Source organism: Alteribacter salitolerans, assembly GCF_016901055.1.
Classification (GTDB): Bacteria; Bacillota; Bacilli; order Bacillales; family Salisediminibacteriaceae; genus Alteribacter; species Alteribacter keqinensis.
Genome location: NZ_JAFEUX010000002.1, coordinates 448336 through 471243 on the forward strand (window position 1 = coordinate 448336; position 22908 = coordinate 471243).

The window sequence follows — 22908 nt, forward strand, 5'->3', positions numbered from 1 at the left end:
GGAGAGGGATACGTTGAAAAAGAAAACGAAGATTCTATCTGCTGTTTTATTAACGGGAACTGTTCTGGTTGGATGTGGGAATTCAGAATCAACTGAAAATCAATCTGCAGCAGGAAGCGAAGGAAACGGTCAGGCTGTTACGCTGAGTTTTGCCTATGAATTACCAAGTGATCATCCCTGGGGACATGGGGCTGAACGATTTAAGGAAATTGTAGAAGAAGAAACAGACGGTCAAATTACTGTGGAACTCTATGGCGGGGGTCAGCTCGGGGGTACGGGTCGTGAAATACAGGAAGGGGCCCAGGTCGGGACAATTGACATCGGCATTTCATCCACTCCGATGGCTCAGCTAAATCCCACCCTTGATATATTTTCACTCCCCTATATTTTTCAAAGTCGGGAACATGCGTGGGAAGTATTGGATGGAGAAATAGGACAGCAAGTGGGGGACAAATTGGAAGAAAGTAACCTAAAACATTTAGCCTATTGGGAAGATGGTTTTAGACAGGTAACAAATGACCGTACACCAATAACCAGTCCTGAAGATTTTCAAGGGCTGCGAATCAGGGTACCGGAAAGTAATGTTCGTATGGAGACATTTAATGCATTAGGAGCGAGTCCATTGCCAATGGCATGGTCTGAAGTGTTTACCGCTTTGCAGCAGGGTACTATTGACGGGCAGGAGAATCCGTTGTCAGTCATTCACAGTGCATCATTTTATGATGTCCAGGAGTATTTAACTATTACCAACCATGTTTACTCACCGGCTACACTTTTCATGAGTGAAGAGAAGTGGGAGCAATTAGATGAAGAACATCAGGATATTATTCTGGAAGCCGCTGCAGCGGGCCGCGACGTAAATCGTGAAATGAACCAGGAACAGGACGAGGCTTTAGTAAAGGAACTCGAAGAAAACGGAATGGAAGTCACTGAAATTACAGATATGCAGGCATTTCAGGAGCGTACCCAGCCCGTATGGTCCATTGTAACCGATGAGCTTGGAGGCGAAGCAGAAGAGATCATTAACAGTATATTAGAAACCCAGTAAGGGTGATTGATATGAAAAACGTTCGAAAATATTTTTTTAGTGTAATCAAATATTTAAATATCAGTATTTTACTTCTTATGTTCGGCCTGCTTATTTTGCAGGTTGTAACAAGAAGACTTTTAAATACACCTTTGCCGTGGCCTGAAGAATTTGCTCTGCTTTGCATGATTTGGATTACCTTTTTTGGAGCTTATCAGCTCACAGTAGAAAACAGACATTTGAAAATGGACTTTCTGGAAACTAAAATACCTGATCAGTACAGGGTGTATTTTCAGGTGTTTTCAAAAATTCTGATTGCAGGTTTCCTTGTCATGATAAGTATTAAAGGTTTCTCTTTTATTGGACAGGTTGGTGGTACCAGTATGCCGGTAAGTGGTCTGCCGATGTGGCTGCCTTATTGCTTTATCTGGATAAGTTGTATTCTTATGCTTATTGAAGTCGTGTATCAAATTGTAAAGCAATTAATTGAAGTCGTCAGTGGTGATGCTGCAGTAGAAAATCAGAGAAGGGAAGTGAAGTAACTTGCTTCCACTCCTTATGCTTTTATCTATTTTGTTACTTTTGGCGCTCGGAGTTCCAATTGCATTTACTCTGGGGATAACAGCTCTGATCTTTATCTTCGTTTATGCAGACATCCCATTAAACATGTTAATTCAGCAACTGTACCTGGGAACCAATAGTTTTCCATTACTTGCAATACCATTGTTCATGCTCGCCGGGTCTCTGATGAACTACGGGGGAATATCAAAACGTTTAATCGACTTTGCACTCTCGATTATAGGAATGGTAAAGGGCGGACTAGCTATGGTGAATGTGGTAGCATCAATCTTTTTTGGAGCGATTACCGGGACTGCGGCCGGTGCAAGTGCGGCAGTTGGGCAGATAATGATTCCTGCAATGAAAGAAAAGGGATATTCACCGAGTTTCTCGGCTGCAGTTACATCAGGTGGTTCTTCCTTGGGAATCATTATTCCTCCGAGTGTTCCCATGATTCTTTACGGATCCATATCAGGGATATCAGTAGCCAGCTTGTTTTTAACCGGAATTCCTATCGGTTTAACAATCGCGTTTGGATACTTAATTGTGGTGTATTTAATCTCAAGAAAGAAAGGCTACCATTTTACAGAAAAACCGTTTTCATTAAGAGATATATTCAAGACCTTTGTTTTAGCTATTCCTGCTCTCCTTGTTCCCATAGCTATTTTCGGGACAATACTGACTGGTTTGGCTACACCGACAGAATCTGCAGCAATTGCTGTAATTTGCGCGCTTTTAGCGAGCTTTATCTACCGGGAGCTCACAATAAAGTCTTTCATCGAAGCTTTAAATGAAAGTGTAAGAAATACGGCCCTGGTCATGTTTATTGTAGCAACGGCTACTTTGCTGGGCTATTCTTTTTCCCTGCTGGGGATTGGCAGGCAGATGATGGAGCCTATTATGGCTTACTCGGATAACCCCATCATACTGCTGTTAATTGCAGCCCTGATTTTGTTTATTGGCGGGTTTATTTTCGACGGTACCGTTATGGTACTGGTTATTGTGCCGCTTTTCCTTCCACTGGTTAATGCCACAGCTGTTGACCCGCTTCAGTTTGCCATGGTTGTTATTATTGTATGGGCAATCGGTCAACAGACACCACCGGTAGCCAGCGGGTTGTACATTACTACAGCAATAGCGAAAGTCAGTATGCTTCAAGTCAGCAGGTATAACATCTGGTTCATCTTTGTCTTATTTCTCACCCTTATGGCTATGATCTTCTATCCGGATGTCATGCTGTATGTTCCACGTCTTCTCATATCCTAAAATATAGAAAAGAGGTTGTTTGATGAATTTCTCACATGTTTTCCAAACTATTGAAACACACACTTATGGTGAGCCTACTCGCATTATTAACGGAGGGTTGTTAAAACTTAAGGGGAAAACAGTTGCCGAGCAACGTGATTATATGGCTGAAAAGTATAGCTGGATTCGGGATTCCCTTATAAGAGAACCCAGAGGACATCGAGATATGTTTGGCGCTGTTTTACTGCCGCCTGTTACGGAAGGGGTGGATTTTGGCGTTATATACATGGACAACACCAATTTTCTGAACATGTGCGGGCATGCAACCATTGGAGTTGCCACGGCCATAGTAGAGATGGGGCTTGTAGAAGCTGTTGAACCTGAAACCAAGATCGTACTTGAAACGCCGGCAGGGCTGGTTTATCCGACAGTAAGGGTGAAAGACAACAAAGTTGAATCGGTATCTTTTGAAAATGTACCAGGGTTCTTAGAAAAAAGAGATCTTGTAATTGATGTGGAGGATTTAGGAAAGATAACTGTTGATATAAGTTATGGAGGAAATTATTTTGCATGGGTAGATGTTGAGCAGCTTGACACGGATATTCATGTTTCGAACGGGACTAAGTTTAAAGAATATGCTAAAAAGATAAAAGAAGCGGTTAATGAACAGTTTCCTGTTCAACATCCAACAAAGCCCTTTATTAATAAGATTGATATTGTTACTTTTCACGGAAAACCGACCATACCTGAAGCAACATATAAAAATGTCCACGTTTTCAGTGACAGGCAGGCCGATCGTTCACCCGGAGGTACAGGAACAACCGCGATGGTGGCCCGAATGGTAGGCAGAGGTGAACTGCAGATAGGAGAAGAGGTTGTTTGCGAGGGGTTTGTCGGGGGCACGTTTAATGGTAAGGCAGTAGAAGGAACAAAACTTGGGGACGTAGATGCGGTTGTTACAGAAATAACCGGTACTGCATTTATCAACGGATTCCAGAATATACTGATCGATCCCAACGACCCATTTAAACATGGATTTATTGTAGACTAGTAAGATCTTTAAGGCATTTTTCAATTCAAATTGTTTTCAGGTTATCTTTTTGACATCAAGTTAATGAATTCGAATGTAGGATGACTTAACAACTGGATAGTTCTCTGTATAGTAAAAACCCCAATTTGGATGAAGAAAATGAAGATATATCGGAAAAAGAGTCCGAAGATGAAGAAAACGAAGAACTCGAAGATGCAGGTAATTGAAGATAAAGACAAAAATAACAAAGAGTGCTGCGAAAAAGAATCATTTGCGCAGCACTCTTTGTTATAGAATGTTACTCAGGTTCAATTGTTTTTTTAAGGCGGTAAGTATCATAATCAACAAGGTCTCTGATCTGATCAACAAGGATGTCTGTTCGGTCGGTCCCCTCAACGGATCCTTCCTGGAATTTATTGAACTCTTCTGTTGTCTGACTGTCCAGGGTCCTGCCGGTCCACTAGGAAGAACACCTTTTTAATGCTCGGTTCATTGGCGAGGATCTGACTTGTTTTAAATGATGTTAAGGTTTTTCCGGATCCGGTGGTGTGCCAGATGTAGCCGTTGTTTTTTGTTTCAAGGGCCCGGTTCACAAGGGCTTCCACGGCGTAGACCTGGTACGGCCTCATGACCTTCAGGGATTTTCCAGCGACCTGTTACGGTGGTTTGTGTCGTCACCTGGAACAGGTTTTTACACCAGTCGCGGGTGTTTAAGAGTTCTATGTATACCTGTGTGCCGTCATCACGTTCGATGATTTGTTTGTCCCTAAGGATTTTGGCCGAATCAAAGATACTCTTCCCATCGATGATGGTGAGAAGCCGATTAAATTCGTTGTCGCTTAACGGGGTGCCGTTAAGGTTTTTTTCGTTGAAGCGGTTGATCTGATTTCGGAAGTTATGAATCAGTTATTCATAGCTTGGTATTTTAACAGGCTATTAGCCCTGATAGATATGCTGTTTTACCATGTTTTCTTCGAGTTTAGCTTCAGATTGATAGGACACTGTCTAACCTCCTGTTCTGGATTTTATGCAATGATTATATTTTACTACTTTACCATATATAGTTGAGTTGGTTACAGCGGTTCATTTGAACAAAAATAGGATGGAGAAGTTATTCTCCATCCAATACAAAGGTATTTATCTATGGCTATAACGCTTCCAACGTAATCAGACTCTTGAGATACCGTCTCATAGCATTGCCGCTCACATTCATCATCGTCTCTTCTGAGAGCTCTTCGGCTTTCTTAAAGATCCAGCCTTTCAGGTTCTGCCCGATCACGTTTCTTCAGCATTTCGCTTTTCTTCCATTAAGTAATTAGGGGAGTGGAAACACGCCAGGACAAACGCCCGACCCTGGCCGATCTCAGGGAATCGGGCAGCCTTGAGCAGGACGCCGACACCGTGGCTCTGTTATACCGGGACGACTATTACGACCCGGCCGCCGCGCCAAAAAAAGAACTGGAAATCATCATCGCCAAACAGCGGGAAGGCCCCGTAGGCACAATCACCCTTACCTACGAAAAAGAGTACAGCTTATTTTTAAACAAAGAAGAAAGCCCGTCAGGCAGGGGAGGCGATGCTCTTTGACAATCAGGGAACTCTATCACTTTGCCATCGCCGGAAACTACACGAGCCTGATTTACCTGATCGAGTGGCTCAGATATGAACAAGGCATCTCCATGGACCGGGACGCCAAAAATATCGATTACATCTTCGAAACCTACGGAAAGGACCTCAGCCACCACATCACCGCCTACCAGAGAAAAGTGGAAGAGAGAGGCAGGCATACGGATTTTAAATAGATAAAACGGGTCAGGTATCGTCGGCAACAACCTGATGGCCCAGTGGGGCATCGACAGATCCCTCACAAAAAAAGCCCTGCAAGAGGCAGGACTTCTGAACATGGAAGCCTTCTATAGGTAAATTGTATGAAAAGCCTCACTCAACTTATTAATCCGCTGTATACGGGATCTTGACGTAGAGGGGAAGCAGGGGAGTGCCGCTTCCTGCTCAATCTGCAGCCTCCCTGGTTGTTATTCATCCCCAAAAGAGGCGATTTCAGACGGATCTGACTCAAGTCCGTCGCCGTTAACTGACGTAATATAAAACGCGTAATCGGCTGCCCCCTCGCTTTGGATGGATTTCCTTTCGTGGGCTGATACGCTTTCAATGTGGTCAAATGCCCCTGTTTCTTTGTTTTCACGGTAAATGCGGTAACCAATGACCGCCTCATCACGGACTGCGTGCCATGAAATACGGTTGTGCTGGACGGTTACGTTTCCCGGAGCTGCAGGAGGTTCGCCTTCAACCGTATTCTCTTCAGCCGGTTCTTCAGGCTCGATCAGTTCTGTGTAAACGACGAGCCGCTGATCATGTGTCCCTTCTGCGCGGTCAAACGTGCCGGAACAAGTAATCAGGTTCAGGCGTTTTTTATCCGTTGGTCCGAAGATTTCTTCTATGGGGGCGTCGTTGCGGCCGTAGCTGACAGTTACCTGCACTTCAAATGTGAGGGGTTCACCGTCTTCTCCGGTCACGTGAAGCTCATCACCCGGCTCGAGTTTGTTCAGGTCCCAGAAAACCGCGGGTCCTGTCCGGCTGTCCACGTGACCTGCAAGGACCGCATTCCCGGTGTTTCCGGGCATTGTGCCCGGTTCGAACCAGGCCACACCCTCTGCGTCGGCCGGGACGCCCATCTGTCCGTTATCCAAAACGCCTACAGGTTCGATGTCTGCTTCTACCTCAATGGCGGGAATCGATAGGCTCAGAGGTACGATGCCATATTCAGGCGCCGGTTCCGGTTTAGTGTCTGCTTGATCGTCCTCTTCACCGCCAAGACGGACAAATTCGTCGTTCAGATCAATCGCGCCAGGTTCTTCCTCTTCCGGGACAGAAGTATCCTTCTGAATAGGATCACCTTCAAATTCAGGATCCGCCTTCCATTCTGTTTCGGTCATTCCTTCATTACTTCCATACACGAAGGTAAAACCGGCCAGAATGGCGAGGCCCAATGACAGGATGAAGATTCTCAGCTTCATGTATCTCACTCCAAAGCAGGAAAAGGAAGAGAAGACGCGGCTCCTCTTCCTTTTCTATTTATTTAAAATCCGTTACGCCTGTACGGCTCTTTTTTTTGAAGTATACTGCGGCACTTGCGGCCAGCAGGGCACTGATTGTTATCCAGAGCATCATGCCGGTGTTTGATCCGGCACCGCCTCCCATACCGGTCTGCGGCATTTCTTCAGGCATGTCGCCAGCTTTAAATTCTTCAGGGAACTGATCCACAAATGCGCCGGACAGTGTTTCACCAAGAGCGAACATGTGGTGGTAGCCGTGACGGAAGTGATCATACGTCATGCTGTAGTCCTCATCCACATAGGCGTCAAACGTGTTTGTTACATCAGCCACGTGGGAGGAAACGTTCTCTTCTCCGGCTTCAGCAGGAATGCGTCCTTCTGTTGCCTCATCAAGGAAACCTGCAAACTCAACCACATAGGCGTCAAGGTCCATCTCAGCCTGTTCCCGAGCTTCCATGTCGCCTTCTGCAGTGGCAACAACCATGTCACCGAAGAAGTCGATGTGGCTCTGCCAGACGGGTTCAAACGCTGCAGCGCCGTCGTCACCGTAAATGGATCCCATTGCGGCAGAGAGATCTGATGTGTTTTCATCAAGCGCCCAGCCGGCAAAATCAAAGTCTTCCGCACCGTCATAGCCTTTCTGCATTTCCAGGACCGCAAAAGCGAAGTGCTCGGCCATCAGATGGTTCAGACCCGCTCTTAGATCCGCCGCCGGAGTGCTTACTTCTGTATTGTCGAATTCCTCTGGCATCTGGTCGACAATGGCACCGGACAGGGCTTCACCGATATCAAACATATGGTGGATCCCGTGACGGATGCCGTGGTAGGCTTCTTCAAATTCCCCGTCTGCATAAGCATCAAAGACACTTTTTACGTCCTCAACGTGACCGGCGATATTTTCTTCCCCTGCTTCAGCCGGAAGGCCGCCTTCTGTTGCTGCGTCAAGAAATGCGGCAAATTCCTCTACATAGTTTTCGAGGTTCATTTCCGCCTGTTCCCGGGCTTCCATGTCACCTTCTGCAGTGGCAACTGTCAGGTCACCGAAAAAGTCGATGTGGCTCTGCCAGATGCGCTCAAATTCCTGAGCGCCTTCTTCACCGTAAACGGATTCGATGGCAGCGGTGAGTTCCGCCGTGTTTTCGTCAAGTGCCGCACCCGCTTCTCCAGCGTCTTCACTGCCGTCAAAGGCTTTCTGCATGAAAGCAACGGTAATAATGTAATGTTCGGAAAGAAGATGGTCCAAATGTGTTCTCAGGTCTGAAGCCGGTGTGGATACCTGAGGGGTGTATTCACTGTAGCCGTCCCCGTGGTCGTGACCGTCATCGCTGTGATCGTGGGCAAGTGCGTTTCCCGGAACGAGAAGCATCCCCGCCATCGCCAAAGCTGCAATTCCCTTTGTTTTTCTTTTCAACATGTTTCAACTCTCCTTTTTGTTTTTGTTTGTGTTTCTGCCCAAGCTAACGGAAGTGATCGAGGGATGGATCACTTTTTTCGAAAAAAATATTATTTATTTTGAAGAGTAAGCTGAAAGGCCTGTTATGACAGCGTTTTTTTCAAACTGAATCCACGTCTGGCCGGTGGGAAGCAAAAAAAATGAAGATGACAGTGATCCATTTGCCTGAAACAGCCGTTAATTATAATAAGAGAGTATATTTTGGCAGGAAGGGGCGTCCAATGGCTAATAAAAATGATATACAGCTTTACAGGCGCATTCAGGAGCAGGATCAGGCTGCCCTTGAAGCACTGTACGATAAGTATGAAAAGCTTCTTTTTTCGTTTGCCTTCAAAATGGTTCAACATCCGCAGGCAGCCGAGGAAGTGGTGCAGGAAGTGATGCTGAAACTGTGGAGGGGAACCGGTCACTATGATGAGACGAAAGGTAAATTCTCCTCGTGGCTTCTGACAATGACAAGGAATACGGCGATCGACCAGCTCCGTAAGCAGAATAAACAGGAAGTTCATTTAACCAATGAGTGGGAGCCGGGAGACTCAGGTACCGGCGTAGAAGACATGATAGAGTGGAAAGAACAGGGAGAAACATTAAAGAAAGCGATCCGGACTCTGAAAAAGGAGCAGATCGAAATCGTAGAGCTCTTCTACTTCAAGGGGTATTCACAGAAAAAAATTGCAGAGAAAACAAATTTGCCTCTTGGGACGATCAAAGGACGAATCCGGCTTGCGCTGAAACATCTGCGCCAGGAGCTTTCAGTGGAAAGGGGGACCCAGCTATGAATACCAGTCAGTGTGATCGTCTCATTGATTATTTCAACCGGCAGCTGAGTGAGAATGAGCAGAAACAATTTGAATCGCATCTGTCCTCGTGTGAGGATTGCAGGGAGGAGCTGATGGAATTGCGGGAATTGACGGACGAGCTTCCGTTTCTTGCGGATCCGGTGAAACCTCCTGAAAATATGAAAAAGCGTGTACTTGCCAACGTGTTTGCAAATGAAGAAAAAAACGTCCGTGAAGAAGGAGAGGATAATAAAGAAAAGAATAACGACCTTGTTGCAGGACCTGGCACCAGCCGCAGAAAGTCACCAATCCTTTTAGGGTCTCTCGCTGCATCACTTTTGCTTTCTGTCGGGCTCAACACCTGGCTCTGGACAGAAAACAGGGAATTGGCAGGGGAAAACGAACAGCTTGCAGGGGAATTTCAGCAGGTGGCTGAAGAGCGCAACGAACTGGTCACGGAACTGACGGCGATCCGGGACGCCCTTGATGAAGAAACCGCCCCCGGAACGGCACAGGTCGTTCTGTCAGCGGGACTGGACTCTACCCTCGGTGAAGCGAGCAACGGATTTGCGACGCTCATAACCGAACAGGATAAAGTGCAGCTCGTTATTCAGGTAAGTGATATGCCGGAGCTTTCAGGAACCGAAGCTTATCAGGCATGGATTATCGAAGGGGAAACCCCGATTCCTGCCGGAAGCTTTAAAATTGACGAAACCGGTAACGGCGCTGTCGCTTTTAACATGCAGGACCTTGAAGAGCTCAACGTCGATCAAATTGCCATCACTCTCGAGCCCCGGCCGAACAACGAACTGCCTGAAGGAGAAATCCTTCTTGCATCGTCAGGGCAGTAAAATATAAAAAGCAGTTTGGCTGTTGGGATTGCAATCCCAACAGCCATTATTGTTTACCCGCGTGGTCATTATAACGATGCAGACTAGACAATGACCTCAGCTCCCACATCACCGCCTACCAGAAGAAGGTGGAAGAAAAAGGCAGGCATACGAATTTTAAATAGATAAAACTGGTTCATATGTTAATATATTCATAGACACTGACCAGGGGGAAGAGAGAATGGCGATGGCGAAAAGGAAGAGGACGATCGTGGTTGCGCTGCTGCTTGGGGTGATTGCCTTTATTACAATCCATCTGCAGGGGGCGGATAAGGACCTGATTGAGAGTACGATCAGGGAGGAGTGGCACGTAAGGGATATGCAGCACATTGAACTGGTGGACGACACGAAGGCCGTGGCGTTCTTTGAAACGGCAGACGGGGTGGAGCGGGAAGTGTATATGGAGAAAAGCTGGTTCAGGTGGACGAGCAGGATTGATTACACGTTTGAACCGGCAAAAAAGAACTACCCGTTCTTTCTGTCGTTTTTCGGCTCCCCGTACCATGAGGAGGGCGATATGAACATGGTTCTCGTCAGGGTCTTTGACCAGGACATCAGCACCATCCAGCTGGAGCATGGAGATGCGGTCCTGACTGAGCTTGAGATCCTCACGAAGGGATCGGACCAGGAGCGGTTTGCCCTTGTCCGGTCAGACAATGATGCCATGTTCAAGGCAGACTTCATTGCCTACAATAGCGACGGTGAGGTCGTTTATACGAACAGCCCGCCACAATGAGCAGCACAATCATATGACACGAATCGACACCCCCTTCAGTGAGGGGGTGTTTAATAGGTCGATTTATGATAAAATTACCGGTAATTATCTGGGTACTTTCTTGATTTGAGGAAAATTACAGGTGGTTCACAGGCTTTAGCAGCTGTCTGGACCCTGTATTTTCCCAAATAAAAGTAGATTGATAAGGTTTCCCATCTTATCAGCATTCGTATATGATAAAAGTAGAGGGTCTTTCGATACATACTATCTGCAGGCGGAGTCGCGTTAGGAGTGGAACCGGATGAACGGGAAAGTATTAAAGTACCATCGTTTAAAGCAGAGAAAGAAGCAGGACGAAGTATGCAAAGGAATATGTTCGGTCTCGTACTACAGCAAGATTGAGAACGACCAGATCGATGTGAGTGCTGACTTGCTTGAGAGGCTGATGGATCGTCTTGACATCCGGGAGGAAGTGAAGTCTGTTCACAATGAAAGCCAGTTAAAAGAACGGATTTACAAGCTCAATGAGAAAGTGATTGACCGGGAGCTGGCAGAAGCCGCCGAGCTGAGCGGGAGCCTCCAGGAGCAGCTCAACTTTGTCCAGAACCCGAACCTGATCGTGCTGTTTGAGGTGATTCTTTCCCGTCTGCGTTTTTTGCAGGGGGAAGGGGCCAGCGCCCAGGTGCTTTTGAATAAAAACGAGTCGTTCATTAATGATGTGGAGGACCCGGAGCTGTTGTTTCATTTTCTTAAAATGAAGAGTGTGTATGCGTACATGAACCAGGAGTTTCACAAGTCCCTTGAACACCTGAAGGAAGCCGACGCCCTACTTGATACGTCGAATTTTCCCCACAAGGATGTGGTGGATCTCTACTACATGCTCGGGCTCACGTCCTACCGGGTGGAGGACATCAATTCGAGCATGCACCATTTGGACGAAGCGGTGAAGGTGTATGACGCGAACTATGAGTACCACCGGAGCGGGGACTGCCGGCTTCTCCTTGGCTTATGCTTCAAGGTGCTCGGAAAGTACAGCAAGGCGGAGAAGCAGTTTGAGCTTGCCATGAAACTGGCCAAAAACATCGGGGATAAAAAACTCGAATCAAAAGTCCTTCAGGCCAAGGGGGAGACCTTCGGGGCCATGAACCGCTCAATGGAAGCGATTCATCACTTTCAGATGAGCTACCGGCTCCGTCAGGGAACAGACCGCCTCATTACCATCGTCGCAATCCTTGAACAGTTTGCGAAAATGCGGCTTTTCAGTGAAATGAAAAGCTGGATCGAGCACGGATTCGAAATTCTCGACGAGCACAAAAGCAAAGCGGGAAGCTTCCTCGTCCGCCAGTATGAATACCATCTGAAGTACTACGAGCATGTTGCCGGGGATGCAGACACCGAGGAATTTGAAAAAGTACTCAAAGACGAGATCATTCCCTTCTTTGAAGAAAATCCCCGCCACGAGTTCATTTATAAATACGGCAAGTACCTCGCTGCCCTTTACGAGAAAAAGCAGCACTACTCCAAGAGCGTCCAGTATTACAAAAAGGCTGTCGGCGCGCTGGAGCGTCTGAAGCATAACTAAGGAGAGTTTGGCATGGACACATTTGAAGAATTTGTAAAGCAGATTGACAACCCGGAGCACCGGGAGCGGATGGAAGAGGTGCTGGCCTGGGTACAGGAGACATTCCCGGGTTTGACGCCGAAAATCGCCTGGAACCAGCCGATGTTTACGGACCACGGCACCTATATTATCGGCTTCAGCATCGCCAAGCATCATATGGCCGTTGCCCCTGAGCAGGCAGGGATTCTTCAGTTTTCCGATGACATTGCCAAGGCCGGCTACGATCATACGAAGGAGCTGGTCCGGTTCCGGTGGGACAGGCCGTTTGATTTCTCCCTGCTGGAGAAGATGATCGCGTTTAATATTGAGGATAAAGCAGAATGTTCCACATTCTGGCGGAAGTAATGAGGGGGCAGCTGCGGCTGCTCTTTTTGTTTTTACCCAAGCCACTCCCGGTCGCAGGCGATGATGCCGAAAACAGCGCCGATCACTGCGCCTGTGGCCATGAGGATGAGCTTGGCTTTGACGTTTATTTTTTTGGGCAAAATAGGTCCCCCTTTTTTGGTGATCTTAGGTTTATTTTAACATTTCATGCCATAATGGCAGAATATTGGTGGCATTTTGACCCTGAACGATCGTTGGGGTACAGCCTATTTTCACCCGGATCGGTTGTGAAAATAGCACTGTGTCATATGAAAAAAATGTCAGATAAACGGTTAATTGTCTGTAAATTTTGAGTATTTGTTGAATTTCTCCCCTTTTCCCTGTTAAAGTTCAAATTACAACTTTTTCAAATTCAGCAAGTGGGAAGGGAGAGCGACAAGATGAAAGCATTTAAAAAGATAGCAGGTGCGGCGCTGGCCGCAACACTCGTATTCGGAGGTGCCGGCGGTTTTGGAAGCGCAGAGAGTTCAGGGGAAACAAAGGAGTATCTCGTCGGCTTTGAGCCCGGGGCAGCGGCAAGTGCCGTGAATGCTTCAAACACAGTGACCGCACTTGGCGGGGACGTGGAGCATGAGTTTGGTTTTGCAGATATCATCCATGTTTCTTTACCCGAACAGGCGGTAGCGGGTCTGGAGAATAATCCGAATGTGGCGTTTGTTGAAGAAAACGTAGAGGTTCAGGCATATGCGCAGGAGGTTCCTTATGGTATTGAGCAGATTGGCGCCCTGGATGTGCAGCAAAATGACGGGAACACAGGTGCCGGTGTAAGTGTGGCGGTGCTTGATACAGGTATTCAGGATCATGAGGATTTGAATGTTGCCGGCGGGGTGAGCTTTGTTGATGGCGAGCCTGAGTACCAGGATGAAAACGGGCACGGAACGCACGTGGCGGGTACGATTGCGGCTCTTGACAATGAGGTCGGAGTGCTCGGTGTGAGTCCGGATGTGGACTTGTATGCGGTGAAGGTGCTCGGCGCTGACGGCAGCGGGTCTCATGCGGGGATCGTTCAGGGTATTGAATGGGCGGTTGAAAATGATATCGATGTGATCAACATGAGTCTTGGTGCGCCGGTCGGATCGACGACGCTGGAGCAGGCGGTCAATTACGCTCACGGTGAAGGTGTGACGGTCGTGGCGGCGGCCGGGAATGAGGGCTCGCTGATTCCTGGATGGAATACGATTGGCTATCCGGCGAAGTACGATAACGCGATCGCCGTTGGTGCGGTGGATCAGAACAACGACCGCGCGTCCTTCTCCAGTGTGGGGAATGAGCTTGATGTGATGGCGCCGGGTGTGGCGATTGACAGCACGTACCTGGATAACAGCTATGCGGCGTTGAGCGGTACGTCCATGGCAGCGCCTCACGTGGCCGGTGCGGCGGCGCTCTTGCTGGCGGCGAATCCGTCATTGTCCAATGATGATGTGCGTGCGGTGTTAAATGAAACGGCGGTGCCGCTCGGTGAGCACTTCTATTATGGTAATGGCGTGATTGATGTGAGAGCGGCGGTGGATGCACAGTAGGTTGGAGGATTGTTTGATCGGTTGAATGTTCGATTGGCAGTTGTTTGAGAGAAGAGTAGTTTAATAGGAAGTTTTGAATTTTGGCAGGATGCCTGGCTTGTGGATTTTAGAGGGTTTGCTTGTCGGGTTGAGTGTTATAAGGGAGGAGTCTCGCTGGAGGGCGGGGCTTCTTTTTTTGGGGTGGAGGACGGGGGAAGATGGTAGATAAATATAGAAAGTTGGTAGATAAACTGGAAAAGATGGTAGATATGTGCATGGTGGGAGGACAGTCTGTGTGGGGGCTGCTTTTTTTGTGTGGAGGGGGCTGGCTGGGAAAAGTGGTAGATATGTGCGTGGTGGGAGGACAGTCCGTGTGGGGTGGAGACTTTCTTTAGACTCGCAAAGAATAGATTTATGGTAAAGTTAAGAAAAATCATTTTTGTAAACGGATGAGGATACAATGGCTAAAAAGGTAATATCACCAGCAGCTATAAATGCTTTAAAAGAGGCGTTAACCTGTGTGTATTGGTATAAAAGAGATTTACTAAGCTATTTATTAACAGTGTAAGAGAACCAAACATCTTAGGGAGATTAAACTGAGGAGATGTTAAAAGAAATATAGTTTCAGATTTTATTGATTTCTTAGCGGAAAATCGGAAAAGTATTATTCAGAGACAGCAGTAATTGCTCACTCGACCAAAAGAAGAATAATGATTCTTATGGATTGAAGTGGTTTAATGGCTGTACTTGATAGTAGAATAGAACAAATGCTTTCCTTAAAAGAAGACATGCTTCTCAAAAGGGTAATATTTACTTGCGAAGTCATGAAATAATGCTTTTATAGGTAATGACTGTAGGTTAGTAGTTAATTGATTCTTATATATATTGGATAATAAATGGTAGGGGCAGGGGAAATTATGGCTTTTCAAACACCGATAACAATAAAGAAAGCAATCGAGAATATTCATAAGAAGAAGTATTTATTACCAGCTATTCAGCGTGAATTTGTATGGGGAACCGACCAAATCGAAAGGTTATTTGATTCTTTGATGCAGGGATACCCAGTGGGGTCGTTCTTATTTTGGGATGTAAAAAAGGAAAAGAGTAGAGATTTCCAATTTTTTGAGTTCATCAGGAACTACCATGAAAAGAATAATAGACATAATCCATTGGCAAGCATTAATGGTGAAGAGGACCTTATTGCAATATTAGATGGTCAGCAGCGTTTAACTTCGATGTATATTGCATTAAAAGGGACATATGCTTATAAACTACCAAGAATGAGACGAGAGAATCCTCTCGCATACCCGGTTCAAAAGCTATATGTTGATTTGTTAGGACCATCTGAAGAATTTGATACTATATATAATTTCAGATTCTTAACTGACGATGAAGCGAACAAGGAATTTGAAGGTGTGCATTGGTTCAAAGTATCAGATATACTTAATATCACAAATCCATTTGAGATTCATCAATATCTTATTAAGAATGGATTAAGTGCAATTGAACAAGACAAAGCTTTATTTGCAAGTGAAACTTTACATAGACTATATCAAGCCATTAATGAAACGCCGAATATCAATTATTTCTTAGAAGAAGAACAAAAATTGGATAAAGTCCTAAATATTTTTATTCGCGTTAACAGCGGTGGCACGACTTTAAGCTATTCCGATTTACTTTTATCAATTGCAACAGCACAATGGAGAAACAAAGATGCAAGACAGGAAATCACAAAGTTTGTTGATGAAATAAATCAAATTGGAAACGGTTTTAAGTTTGATAAAGACTTTGTGTTAAAGGCATGCTTGGTTCTTTGTGATTTTAAAGACATTGCCTTTAAGGTGGATAACTTTAATGCTGAGACCATGCAAAAAATTGAGCATAATTGGGATAGAGTAAAAGAAGCGATTAGATTAGCTGTTAACTTGGTTTCTAGTTTTGGATATAATCAAGATACTTTAACTTCAAGTAATGCCATTATCCCTATAGCTTATTATTTATTGAAAAAAGGTACTCCACATAACTATATTCAGTCACAGAATTACCAAAATGACCGAAATCTTGTAAAGAAATGGTTGGTTCTAGGTTTATTAAAGCGGGTTTTTAGTGGACAACCAGATAATGTATTACGACCTTTAAGAAGAATTATTCACGCTAATTATAATGAGTTTCCACTACAAAAAATCATTGATGAATTTAAAGGAGGAACTAAATCATTTACGTTCAATGATGATGAGATTGATAATTTACTATCGTATCAATATGGTCAAAAGCACACGTTTTCTATTTTAGCATTACTTTATCCAAATTTAGACTTTAGAAATAAGTTTCATTTAGACCATATTTTCGCTAAAAGTTTATTTACAAAAAGAAACTTATCTAAAAAAGGAGTTCATCAAGCTAAGATTGAGTTTTACAGTGAAAACGTAAATTCAATCGTTAACCTTCAGTTGTTAGAAGGAATTCCTAATATCGAAAAATCAGACAAAGAATTAGAAAAATGGCTCGATGAAACATATAAAGATACTGCCGCTAGAAATGATTATATGGCAAAGCATTATATTCCAAGTATTATTTTGGAATTCACCAATTTTGAAGAGTTTATTGAAAAAAGAAGAACGCTATTGCATCAGAAGTTAAAATCACTCGTCTAATACTATCCTTGGTGGCATAAAAGGAATTACCTTCCTCTTAGCCACCTTTTTTTTACCTTTTGAAATTCTTTTTTTCGTGGGAAATGGGATGTAATTTTTGATCATGGTCATACGAGTTTCTATAGACATTCTGAGTTAAAGGTATATTCATTAAAGTAATAATGTGTCACTTCGGGGAGGATAACACTTTACTACTTGAACAAGCAGGTTGAATAGTAGAAGATCCAGGAAGCTACGCATGCAGCTTTTTTTAATGATCGAATACTGGGAAAAGATGTTAAACTAAAGGTGAGAATCCTTCAATAATTGTATTAACGGAGCAGTTTTCATTAAGTAAATCCAAAAATAACGATAAGACAAAGTGGTGTTATAGTGAGCAAATCTAAAATAAAGATAAAAAGCCCGATACCAATATTCCGGATTTTTGATGAGGAGAAAGCCAAAGAATTTTATATAACATTTTTGGAATTCGAGTTGGATTGGGAGCATCGGTTTGAGGAAAACTTTCCTTTGTATATGCAAATTTCCCAAGGCAATTGTATCCTTCACCTTTCTGAACATTTTGGAGATTCAACACCTGGATCGTCCATTAGAATTGAAGTAGAAAATGTGAAGATGCTTCATTCCAAGCTTGTGGAAAAGGAATACAAATACGCACGCCCGGGCCTTGAAACTACGGATTGGAATACGCTGGAGGTTAGAATTGGGGACCCGTTCGGAAATAAAATTGTCTTCTATGAAAATATTCAAAAATAATATAGCTTTTTAAAGTAAAGGGGAGCAATAGTGAAATAAGCTGTTGCTCCTGTTGTGGTGCTAATGGATAGGATAATTGAATGTGAAATTTATTGAAAGGGAGCATTATATGAGTTTTGGGACTTGGGCTGCAATTGCAATTGCACTGATGGCAGGCTTGATTGGCGGCATCGCTGGAGCTAATTCAAAGAAAAAGAGATGGCTTTTTTTATTGTAGGGGAGATTCATTTAAGGTGGCATTTCCTGCAAGTGTGAGCATTGACAGCATATCATTAGAAACTTAGTGAGAGGTAAAAAAATATGAATATACTTCTTCGAAACGCCGAGGAAAGCGATTACGAGTTATTGTTGCCTTTATTCAGGGAGGTTCACGAATTCCACGTTTCCGTTAGGCTGGATTTGTACAAAGAGAATGCCACTCCAGTCGAACAGGAGTTTTTTGAAAGCCAGTTATTAGATAGTAAACAGCATATTTTTGTGGCTGCAATAAACAATGAAATAGTCGGCGTTGCAGTGACAAAAGAAGAAGAAATAACTGAAAATACTTTTGTTAAAGAGAGGAAAGTATTATTTATAAAGAGTGTATGTGTTGCTGAAACACATAGAAAGAAAGGTGTCGGAAAAAAACTGATTAATTACGTTTTTGATTTTGGAAGAAGCCTCAAAGTTGACAGTATTGATTTGGGAGTGTCCGAGGAAAATACATCTGCCATTGAATTTTATAAATCAATCGGGATGACAACGAAGAGTAGAAAAATGGAGATGATATTGAACAAACGGGTATAAATAGTGGAAAAAGATTAGAATTTACAGTTAAAAGGTACGTCCAATCAAGAGATAATTAACAAAGATTAACACAGGAAGTTGTCGTTGCTCCTGTGGAGGATAAATAAATCTAGTAAATATATTCTTTAGTAAAATACAGGGATAAATAAGGGGATTGTTAATGAATATAAGGAATTCAGCTAAAGCTGTCATCATTTCAGGCGATAAGGTTCTGTTAACGAAGAACCGGGATCGTGACGGATATTTTTATCTTTTTCCCGGTGGCGGACAGGAACATGGCGAAACCCTTCATAAAACCTTAATCAGAGAGTGTATTGAGGAAACAGGGGAGCAGATTGAGGTAGGGGAACTGCTTCATCTTCGTGAGTATATAGGGAAAAATCATGAGTATGCTTCTGCGGATTTTAACGTTCACCAAGTTGAATATTATTTTGACTGCAAACGCATAACCGGAAAGAATGCTTTAGAACAACCTGCTAATCCTGACAGCCATCAAGTGGGAGTAGAATGGGTACATATGAAGGACTTACAGGAATATCGTCTATACCCAAAAGAGATTAGGAAATATATAGTCAAGTATGCTAAGAACGAACAATTGCCGGTTTATTTAGGCGATATAAACTAAAAAGACAGCAGCTGTCGGATTTTTTAGCACAAGAATTTACTGCTTCTCTTTCCAGCAAACGGGGAAAACCGCTCAAGAAATAGTATCAGCTATTTGAGGAAGAGGTGTTAAAGTGGTTCACTTAAAAACGATTTATATACAGCCGGGTAACAAAGACAAAGATTATCCTTTTAATCTTCCTTTAATAAGAAATGTAAAAGAACTACATTTTAATAAGCCAGTAACAATACTTGTAGGAGATAATGGAACAGGAAAGTCAACTCTCCTGGAAGCTATTGCAACGAATATTGGCAGTATTCTCATTGGCGGTGAAAACATAGAAACGGACACTTCACTTGACAAGGCAAGAAAATTAGGACAGAAGATGAAACTTACCTGGAAATTAAGGACTAATAAAGGGTTCTTTTTTAGAGCGAATGATTTTATTAACTTTACTAACCGCATAAAAGAAATTAAAGAAGAATCCACGGAAGCAATAAGGCATATTAGACAAAAGAAACAACACAGTTTAGAAGTATTACCTTATGCAAGAACACTTAACGATTTAGAGCATCTTTATGGAGATGGGTTGGATGTTCGCTCACATGGTGAAAGTTTTTTAGATTTATTTAAAGCGCGGTTTAAGCCGAATGGTTTATATCTTTTGGATGAGCCTGAAGCCCCCTTATCGCCACTGAAACAACTATCTTTGATTTCACTGATTAATGAAATGGTGAAAGATAATGGACAATTTATCATTGCCACCCATTCTCCAATATTAATGGCGATACCTGAGGCCGATATTTATTATATTGAAGATGGAGAAATGAAACCTAAAAAGTATGATGAAATTGAACATGTGTCCCTCACAAGAGATTTTTTAAACCAGCCCGAACGGTTTCTAAAGCACTTATAGAAGTACTTGGAGGTATTTAATGGAGGCTTCGAACTCAATTATTGAAGAAACGACTTTAGCAGCATTACTTACTCATTTCTATAACTTACCTGAACCAATAAGGTGTACGTTTATACGAAGAAGTTTCAATGACCACTATATTGTTGTTTCTGGTTCTAAACAGTTTATATTGCGAGTGTACATTAATAATAAAAGCTATATAAGTTCTCTCAACGACATTCACTTTGAATTAGAATTTCTTGAATACTTAAATTCAAAAAAGATACCAGTAATATCACCTATAAAAAACAATAATAATCAAAATCTTTCTCTTCTAAAATTAAATAATAATGAAACTCGATACTTGGCATTGTTTCCATATGCAAAGGGGAGTCCAATTAACGAAAATCTAGACATAAATCAATCAATAAAACTAGGTGGAATAATAGCAAAACTCCATTTATGTACTAATAATTTTACAAGTCAGTATTCGCGTTATTCACTAGACGTTCGAAGACTTGTAGAGGAACCATTACATACTATCGAGAAGTATACTCGTCAGTTTGACTTTGGAAAGCTTTCTTTTTTTAGCGTTCATTCGAAGACACTAATTGACAGTATTAATGATATACCAATGGATGTCGATTCTTATGGAATTGTTCACGGAGACCCCAATCCGTCAAACTTCTTTTTTAGTAATAAAGACGGTTTCTCTCTATTTGATTTTGACCATAGTGCGTTCGGATATAGGATTCACGACTTAGCAGTTATTAGATTAAGTTTTACAAAAAAGGTATATAATTCAGTTTTAAAAGGCTATGAACAAATTAGACCGTTAACTATTGTTGAGAAGGATAGCATTAAGGTATACTCAGATATTTTATTAATTAAAAAGTATAGTGATATTTATAATATGTTTGAAATAACAGGTGCTGACGAAGAACAAAAGCAACTGGTTACGCAAAATGCTTTTAATACATTAAAAGAAATGGCAGGACAATCTTATTGAACAAACAGGAAGCGATAGTTGTAACCATTAGGCAAAGGAAAGAAATCTGCTTTTCTTGATTTATTCATTTTCCAAGCTAATAAAAAAACTTGCTTTATGAAACATAATACTGAATCCTGCATAACGGTGCACCAAATGTCGGATGACTGAACAGTACTCCTGTTATTCTGGTGATGAAAGGAGGTCACTAAATGGATTTGCTTAAGGGCATGAATACTGCAATGGAGTATATTGAGGAAAACCTTACGAACGACATTGATTTCAAAGAGGTGGCAAGGCTGGCTCATTGTTCCGAGTATCATTTTAAACGAATGTTTTCCTTCCTCGCCGGAGTGACGTTATCGGAATATATACGCCGGAGACGGCTCAGTCTGGCAGCAGCTGAGCTTCAAAACAGCAGCGTAAAAGTAATTGATATTGCAATAAAGTATGGATACAGCTCTGCAGACTCGTTTACGAGAGCGTTTATCCATTTACATGGTGTTACACCTACAGAAGCAAGAAGCCATGGTCAGTTAGTAAAAGCCTATCCATCCATGACCTTCCAATTATCAGTTAAAGGAGGACATGAAATGAATTACCGGATTGAACCAAAAGAAGCTTTTAACATTGTGGGTATTATGAAACGGGTTCCCATTGTTTTTGAAGGGGAAAATCCAGAAATAGCCGCGATGTGGCAATCCCTGACGAAGGAAAAAATAGAGCAGTTGCAAAACCTCTCCAACGTTGAGCCAGAAGGAATGATCCAGGCTTCCGCAAACTTCTCTGAAGGGCGTATGGAAGAAAAGGGAGAGCTGGACCAGTATATAGGAGTGGCGACAAACAAAGAGAATCCTGAACAGTTTGTGAAGCTTGAAGTACCTGCTTTAACCTGGGCGGTTTTCGAATCAACAGGCCCGTTCCCTGACACACTTCAGGAAACCTGGGGAAGGATTTATGCTGAGTGGTTCCCCTCCTCAAACTATCAAGTAACAAAAGGACCTGAACTATTGTTGATCAAAAATAAAGATTTATCTTCACCTTCCGTAAAGTGTGACATTTGGATTCCCGTTCTGAAAAAGTAAGAAGATAACTGAACTTTTACGGCACATAACTGGGATGAGGGGAATAAATACATTTCACCTGGCGGCGTGCGTTAGTAAAAGAAGCAAACAGTAAAAAGACTGGGACATAAAGAAAGTGTTTAGCTGAAAATCCGAACAATGCGCTGGCCTAGCGGATGAAATATACGTAGACTCCTGCGGGAGGAAAAGCAAAGGTGAGACCCCGGAGTGCGATAGCACACGGAGGCTCACCAGCTTCCCGCGGAAAGCGGAGTATATTTCAGGAGCGGTTTTATTGCACAGCATATTAATCGTTCGGGTTTTCGTTTAACTAAAACACTTTGGTCCCAGCCTGTTTAATGTGAGTAATTTATGCGATTTCTAATGTGTTCCGATATTCTCCCACAAGTGATCCGCATCAACACACGCATGGCGGCACAAAACAAACCTACCTGTTATCAATCGTCTCCGGATACAAATCATGCTGCACGAGACGCTTCTCGGCAAATGCTTCCCACTTCGTGCCGGGCTTCCCGTAGTTCACGTAGGGATCGATGGAGATGCCGCCGCGGGGGGTGAATTTGCCCCAGACTTCGATGTAGCGGGGATCCATCAGCTCGACAAGGTCGTTCACGATCTTGTTCATGCAGTCTTCGTGGAAGTCGCCGTGGTTGCGGAAGCTGAAGAGGTACAGCTTCAGGGACTTGGACTCGACCATCTTTTTGTCGGGAATGTAGCTGATGTAGACGGTGGCGAAGTCCGGCTGGCCGGTTTTCGGGCACAGGCTTGTGAACTCCGGACAGTTGAATTTCACAAAATAATCACGGTACTGGTGGACGTTCTCGAACGCCTCCAGGACGGACGGATCGTAGTCCATCCGGTATTC

General features: G+C 43.5%; 24 protein-coding genes and 2 pseudogenes. 21 read left to right on the top strand and 5 right to left on the bottom strand.

Features of this window, described 5'->3' with window-relative positions; genetic code table 11:
- The first annotated feature begins 13 nt into the window (after positions 1–13).
- From JSY36_RS05335 to JSY36_RS05350, 4 genes are read left to right on the top strand one after another with little or no spacing between them, the layout of a single operon-like run.
- The gene (locus tag JSY36_RS05335; protein WP_205165561.1) at positions 14–1048 is read left to right on the top strand and encodes a DctP family TRAP transporter solute-binding subunit; all 1035 of its coding nucleotides are present in this window, start codon (positions 14–16) and stop codon (positions 1046–1048) included.
- 11 nt (positions 1049–1059) lie between these two features.
- A complete protein-coding gene (locus JSY36_RS05340) occupies positions 1060–1569 on the top strand; it encodes a TRAP transporter small permease (RefSeq protein ID WP_205165562.1) in 510 nt (169 codons plus the stop codon).
- Between the two features lies 1 nt (position 1570).
- On the top strand, positions 1571–2851 hold the full coding sequence (locus JSY36_RS05345) for a TRAP transporter large permease (protein WP_205165563.1): 1281 nt from the start codon (positions 1571–1573) through the stop codon (positions 2849–2851).
- 22 nt (positions 2852–2873) lie between these two features.
- Positions 2874–3881 carry a proline racemase family protein gene (locus tag JSY36_RS05350; RefSeq protein WP_205165564.1) on the top strand — a complete coding sequence of 336 codons (1008 nt, stop codon included), beginning with the start codon at positions 2874–2876 and terminating at the stop codon, positions 3879–3881.
- A gap of 328 nt (positions 3882–4209) precedes the next feature.
- Here the strand turns inward: JSY36_RS05350 and JSY36_RS20925 are convergent.
- Together JSY36_RS20925 and JSY36_RS20620 are read right to left on the bottom strand one after the other, a co-directional pair.
- Positions 4210–4766 (bottom strand): annotated as a pseudogene (locus JSY36_RS20925) (DEAD/DEAH box helicase family protein); the annotation flags it as partial.
- A 241-nt stretch (positions 4767–5007) separates the two neighbouring features.
- Complete coding sequence (locus JSY36_RS20620) at positions 5008–5139, bottom strand: hypothetical protein (RefSeq protein WP_272873252.1); 132 nt, start codon at positions 5137–5139, stop codon at positions 5008–5010.
- Positions 5140–5177: 38 nt separating this feature from the next.
- On the opposite strand from JSY36_RS20620, the pseudogene JSY36_RS05360 reads away from it, so the two are divergent.
- Both JSY36_RS05360 and JSY36_RS05365 read left to right on the top strand, forming a co-directional pair.
- Positions 5178–5447: pseudogene (locus JSY36_RS05360) on the top strand (DnaB-like helicase C-terminal domain-containing protein); the annotation flags it as partial.
- On the top strand, positions 5444–5662 hold the full coding sequence (locus JSY36_RS05365; RefSeq protein WP_205165565.1) for a hypothetical protein: 219 nt from the start codon (positions 5444–5446) through the stop codon (positions 5660–5662). The pseudogene JSY36_RS05360 and the gene JSY36_RS05365, both read left to right, overlap by 4 nt.
- 231 nt (positions 5663–5893) lie before the next feature.
- Here JSY36_RS05365 and JSY36_RS05370 read toward each other — a convergent pair whose 3' ends face one another.
- Positions 5894–6895 (bottom strand): class F sortase, encoded by a 1002-nt coding sequence (locus JSY36_RS05370; RefSeq protein WP_205165566.1) that lies wholly within the window; start codon positions 6893–6895, stop codon positions 5894–5896.
- Positions 6896–6953: 58 nt separating this feature from the next.
- Entirely contained in the window at positions 6954–8348 is a 1395-nt protein-coding gene (locus tag JSY36_RS05375; RefSeq protein WP_205165567.1) for a copper amine oxidase, read from the bottom strand.
- 260 nt (positions 8349–8608) lie between these two features.
- Between JSY36_RS05375 and JSY36_RS05380 the strand changes: the two genes are divergently transcribed.
- The 15 genes from JSY36_RS05380 (at position 8609) to JSY36_RS05445 (ending at position 22043) form a co-directional block, all read left to right on the top strand.
- Positions 8609–9166: an RNA polymerase sigma factor gene (locus tag JSY36_RS05380; protein ID WP_205165568.1), complete on the top strand. Its 558-nt coding sequence runs from the start codon at positions 8609–8611 to the stop codon at positions 9164–9166.
- Positions 9163–10017, top strand: a complete 855-nt coding sequence (locus tag JSY36_RS05385; RefSeq protein ID WP_205165569.1) for an anti-sigma factor — start codon at positions 9163–9165, stop codon at positions 10015–10017. The genes JSY36_RS05380 and JSY36_RS05385 overlap by 4 nt, the downstream gene beginning before the upstream one ends.
- 220 nt (positions 10018–10237) lie before the next feature.
- A complete protein-coding gene (locus JSY36_RS05390) occupies positions 10238–10792 on the top strand; it encodes a hypothetical protein (protein WP_205165570.1) in 555 nt (184 codons plus the stop codon).
- A 280-nt stretch (positions 10793–11072) separates the two neighbouring features.
- Positions 11073–12353, top strand: a complete 1281-nt coding sequence (locus tag JSY36_RS05395; protein ID WP_205165571.1) for a helix-turn-helix domain-containing protein — start codon at positions 11073–11075, stop codon at positions 12351–12353.
- A 12-nt stretch (positions 12354–12365) separates the two neighbouring features.
- Positions 12366–12737 (top strand): iron chaperone, encoded by a 372-nt coding sequence (locus JSY36_RS05400; RefSeq protein WP_205165572.1) that lies wholly within the window; start codon positions 12366–12368, stop codon positions 12735–12737.
- Positions 12738–13156: 419 nt separating this feature from the next.
- Positions 13157–14296 carry a S8 family peptidase gene (locus tag JSY36_RS05405; RefSeq protein ID WP_205165573.1) on the top strand — a complete coding sequence of 380 codons (1140 nt, stop codon included), beginning with the start codon at positions 13157–13159 and terminating at the stop codon, positions 14294–14296.
- Between the two features lie 197 nt (positions 14297–14493).
- Positions 14494–14670, top strand: a complete 177-nt coding sequence (locus JSY36_RS05410) for a hypothetical protein (RefSeq protein WP_205165574.1) — start codon at positions 14494–14496, stop codon at positions 14668–14670.
- Positions 14671–15192: 522 nt separating this feature from the next.
- The gene (locus tag JSY36_RS05415) at positions 15193–16929 is read left to right on the top strand and encodes a GmrSD restriction endonuclease domain-containing protein (protein WP_205165575.1); all 1737 of its coding nucleotides are present in this window, start codon (positions 15193–15195) and stop codon (positions 16927–16929) included.
- Positions 16930–17301: 372 nt separating this feature from the next.
- Positions 17302–17685 carry a glyoxalase superfamily protein gene (locus JSY36_RS05420; protein WP_205165576.1) on the top strand — a complete coding sequence of 128 codons (384 nt, stop codon included), beginning with the start codon at positions 17302–17304 and terminating at the stop codon, positions 17683–17685.
- Between the two features lie 82 nt (positions 17686–17767).
- Entirely contained in the window at positions 17768–17902 is a 135-nt protein-coding gene (locus JSY36_RS20625) for a hypothetical protein (RefSeq protein WP_272873253.1), read from the top strand.
- 83 nt (positions 17903–17985) lie between these two features.
- Positions 17986–18471, top strand: a complete 486-nt coding sequence (locus JSY36_RS05425) for a GNAT family N-acetyltransferase (RefSeq protein WP_205165577.1) — start codon at positions 17986–17988, stop codon at positions 18469–18471.
- Positions 18472–18631: 160 nt separating this feature from the next.
- Positions 18632–19096, top strand: a complete 465-nt coding sequence (locus tag JSY36_RS05430) for an NUDIX domain-containing protein (RefSeq protein ID WP_205165578.1) — start codon at positions 18632–18634, stop codon at positions 19094–19096.
- Positions 19097–19208: 112 nt separating this feature from the next.
- Positions 19209–19991 carry an AAA family ATPase gene (locus tag JSY36_RS20630; RefSeq protein WP_205165579.1) on the top strand — a complete coding sequence of 261 codons (783 nt, stop codon included), beginning with the start codon at positions 19209–19211 and terminating at the stop codon, positions 19989–19991.
- Between the two features lie 19 nt (positions 19992–20010).
- Positions 20011–20979 (top strand): phosphotransferase, encoded by a 969-nt coding sequence (locus JSY36_RS05440; protein ID WP_205165580.1) that lies wholly within the window; start codon positions 20011–20013, stop codon positions 20977–20979.
- 191 nt (positions 20980–21170) lie between these two features.
- Positions 21171–22043 (top strand): AraC family transcriptional regulator, encoded by an 873-nt coding sequence (locus tag JSY36_RS05445; RefSeq protein ID WP_122900904.1) that lies wholly within the window; start codon positions 21171–21173, stop codon positions 22041–22043.
- A gap of 427 nt (positions 22044–22470) precedes the next feature.
- On the opposite strand, the gene queF is transcribed toward JSY36_RS05445, so the two are convergent.
- Positions 22471–22899 carry a preQ(1) synthase gene (queF, locus tag JSY36_RS05450; RefSeq protein ID WP_419466029.1) on the bottom strand — a complete coding sequence of 143 codons (429 nt, stop codon included), beginning with the start codon at positions 22897–22899 and terminating at the stop codon, positions 22471–22473.
- Between the last annotated feature and the right edge of the window lie 9 nt (positions 22900–22908).

What these genes read in the sequence shown, in the direction of transcription:
- JSY36_RS05340 (WP_205165562.1), top strand. Translation starts at nt 1,060, where the DNA reads ATGAAAAACGTTCGAAAATATTTTTTTAGTGTAATCAAATATTTAAAT.
- JSY36_RS05350 (WP_205165564.1), top strand. Translation starts at nt 2,874, where the DNA reads ATGAATTTCTCACATGTTTTCCAAACTATTGAAACACACACTTATGGT.
- JSY36_RS05370 (WP_205165566.1), bottom strand. Translation starts at nt 6,895, where the DNA reads ATGAAGCTGAGAATCTTCATCCTGTCATTGGGCCTCGCCATTCTGGCC.
- JSY36_RS05375 (WP_205165567.1), bottom strand. Translation starts at nt 8,348, where the DNA reads ATGTTGAAAAGAAAAACAAAGGGAATTGCAGCTTTGGCGATGGCGGGG.
- JSY36_RS05380 (WP_205165568.1), top strand. Translation starts at nt 8,609, where the DNA reads ATGGCTAATAAAAATGATATACAGCTTTACAGGCGCATTCAGGAGCAG.
- JSY36_RS05385 (WP_205165569.1), top strand. Translation starts at nt 9,163, where the DNA reads ATGAATACCAGTCAGTGTGATCGTCTCATTGATTATTTCAACCGGCAG.
- JSY36_RS05390 (WP_205165570.1), top strand. Translation starts at nt 10,238, where the DNA reads ATGGCGATGGCGAAAAGGAAGAGGACGATCGTGGTTGCGCTGCTGCTT.
- JSY36_RS05395 (WP_205165571.1), top strand. Translation starts at nt 11,073, where the DNA reads ATGAACGGGAAAGTATTAAAGTACCATCGTTTAAAGCAGAGAAAGAAG.
- JSY36_RS05400 (WP_205165572.1), top strand. Translation starts at nt 12,366, where the DNA reads ATGGACACATTTGAAGAATTTGTAAAGCAGATTGACAACCCGGAGCAC.
- JSY36_RS05405 (WP_205165573.1), top strand. Translation starts at nt 13,157, where the DNA reads ATGAAAGCATTTAAAAAGATAGCAGGTGCGGCGCTGGCCGCAACACTC.
- JSY36_RS05410 (WP_205165574.1), top strand. Translation starts at nt 14,494, where the DNA reads ATGGTAGATAAATATAGAAAGTTGGTAGATAAACTGGAAAAGATGGTA.
- JSY36_RS05415 (WP_205165575.1), top strand. Translation starts at nt 15,193, where the DNA reads ATGGCTTTTCAAACACCGATAACAATAAAGAAAGCAATCGAGAATATT.
- JSY36_RS05425 (WP_205165577.1), top strand. Translation starts at nt 17,986, where the DNA reads ATGAATATACTTCTTCGAAACGCCGAGGAAAGCGATTACGAGTTATTG.
- JSY36_RS05430 (WP_205165578.1), top strand. Translation starts at nt 18,632, where the DNA reads ATGAATATAAGGAATTCAGCTAAAGCTGTCATCATTTCAGGCGATAAG.
- JSY36_RS05440 (WP_205165580.1), top strand. Translation starts at nt 20,011, where the DNA reads ATGGAGGCTTCGAACTCAATTATTGAAGAAACGACTTTAGCAGCATTA.
- JSY36_RS05445 (WP_122900904.1), top strand. Translation starts at nt 21,171, where the DNA reads ATGGATTTGCTTAAGGGCATGAATACTGCAATGGAGTATATTGAGGAA.
- queF (WP_419466029.1), bottom strand. Translation starts at nt 22,899, where the DNA reads ATGGACTACGATCCGTCCGTCCTGGAGGCGTTCGAGAACGTCCACCAG.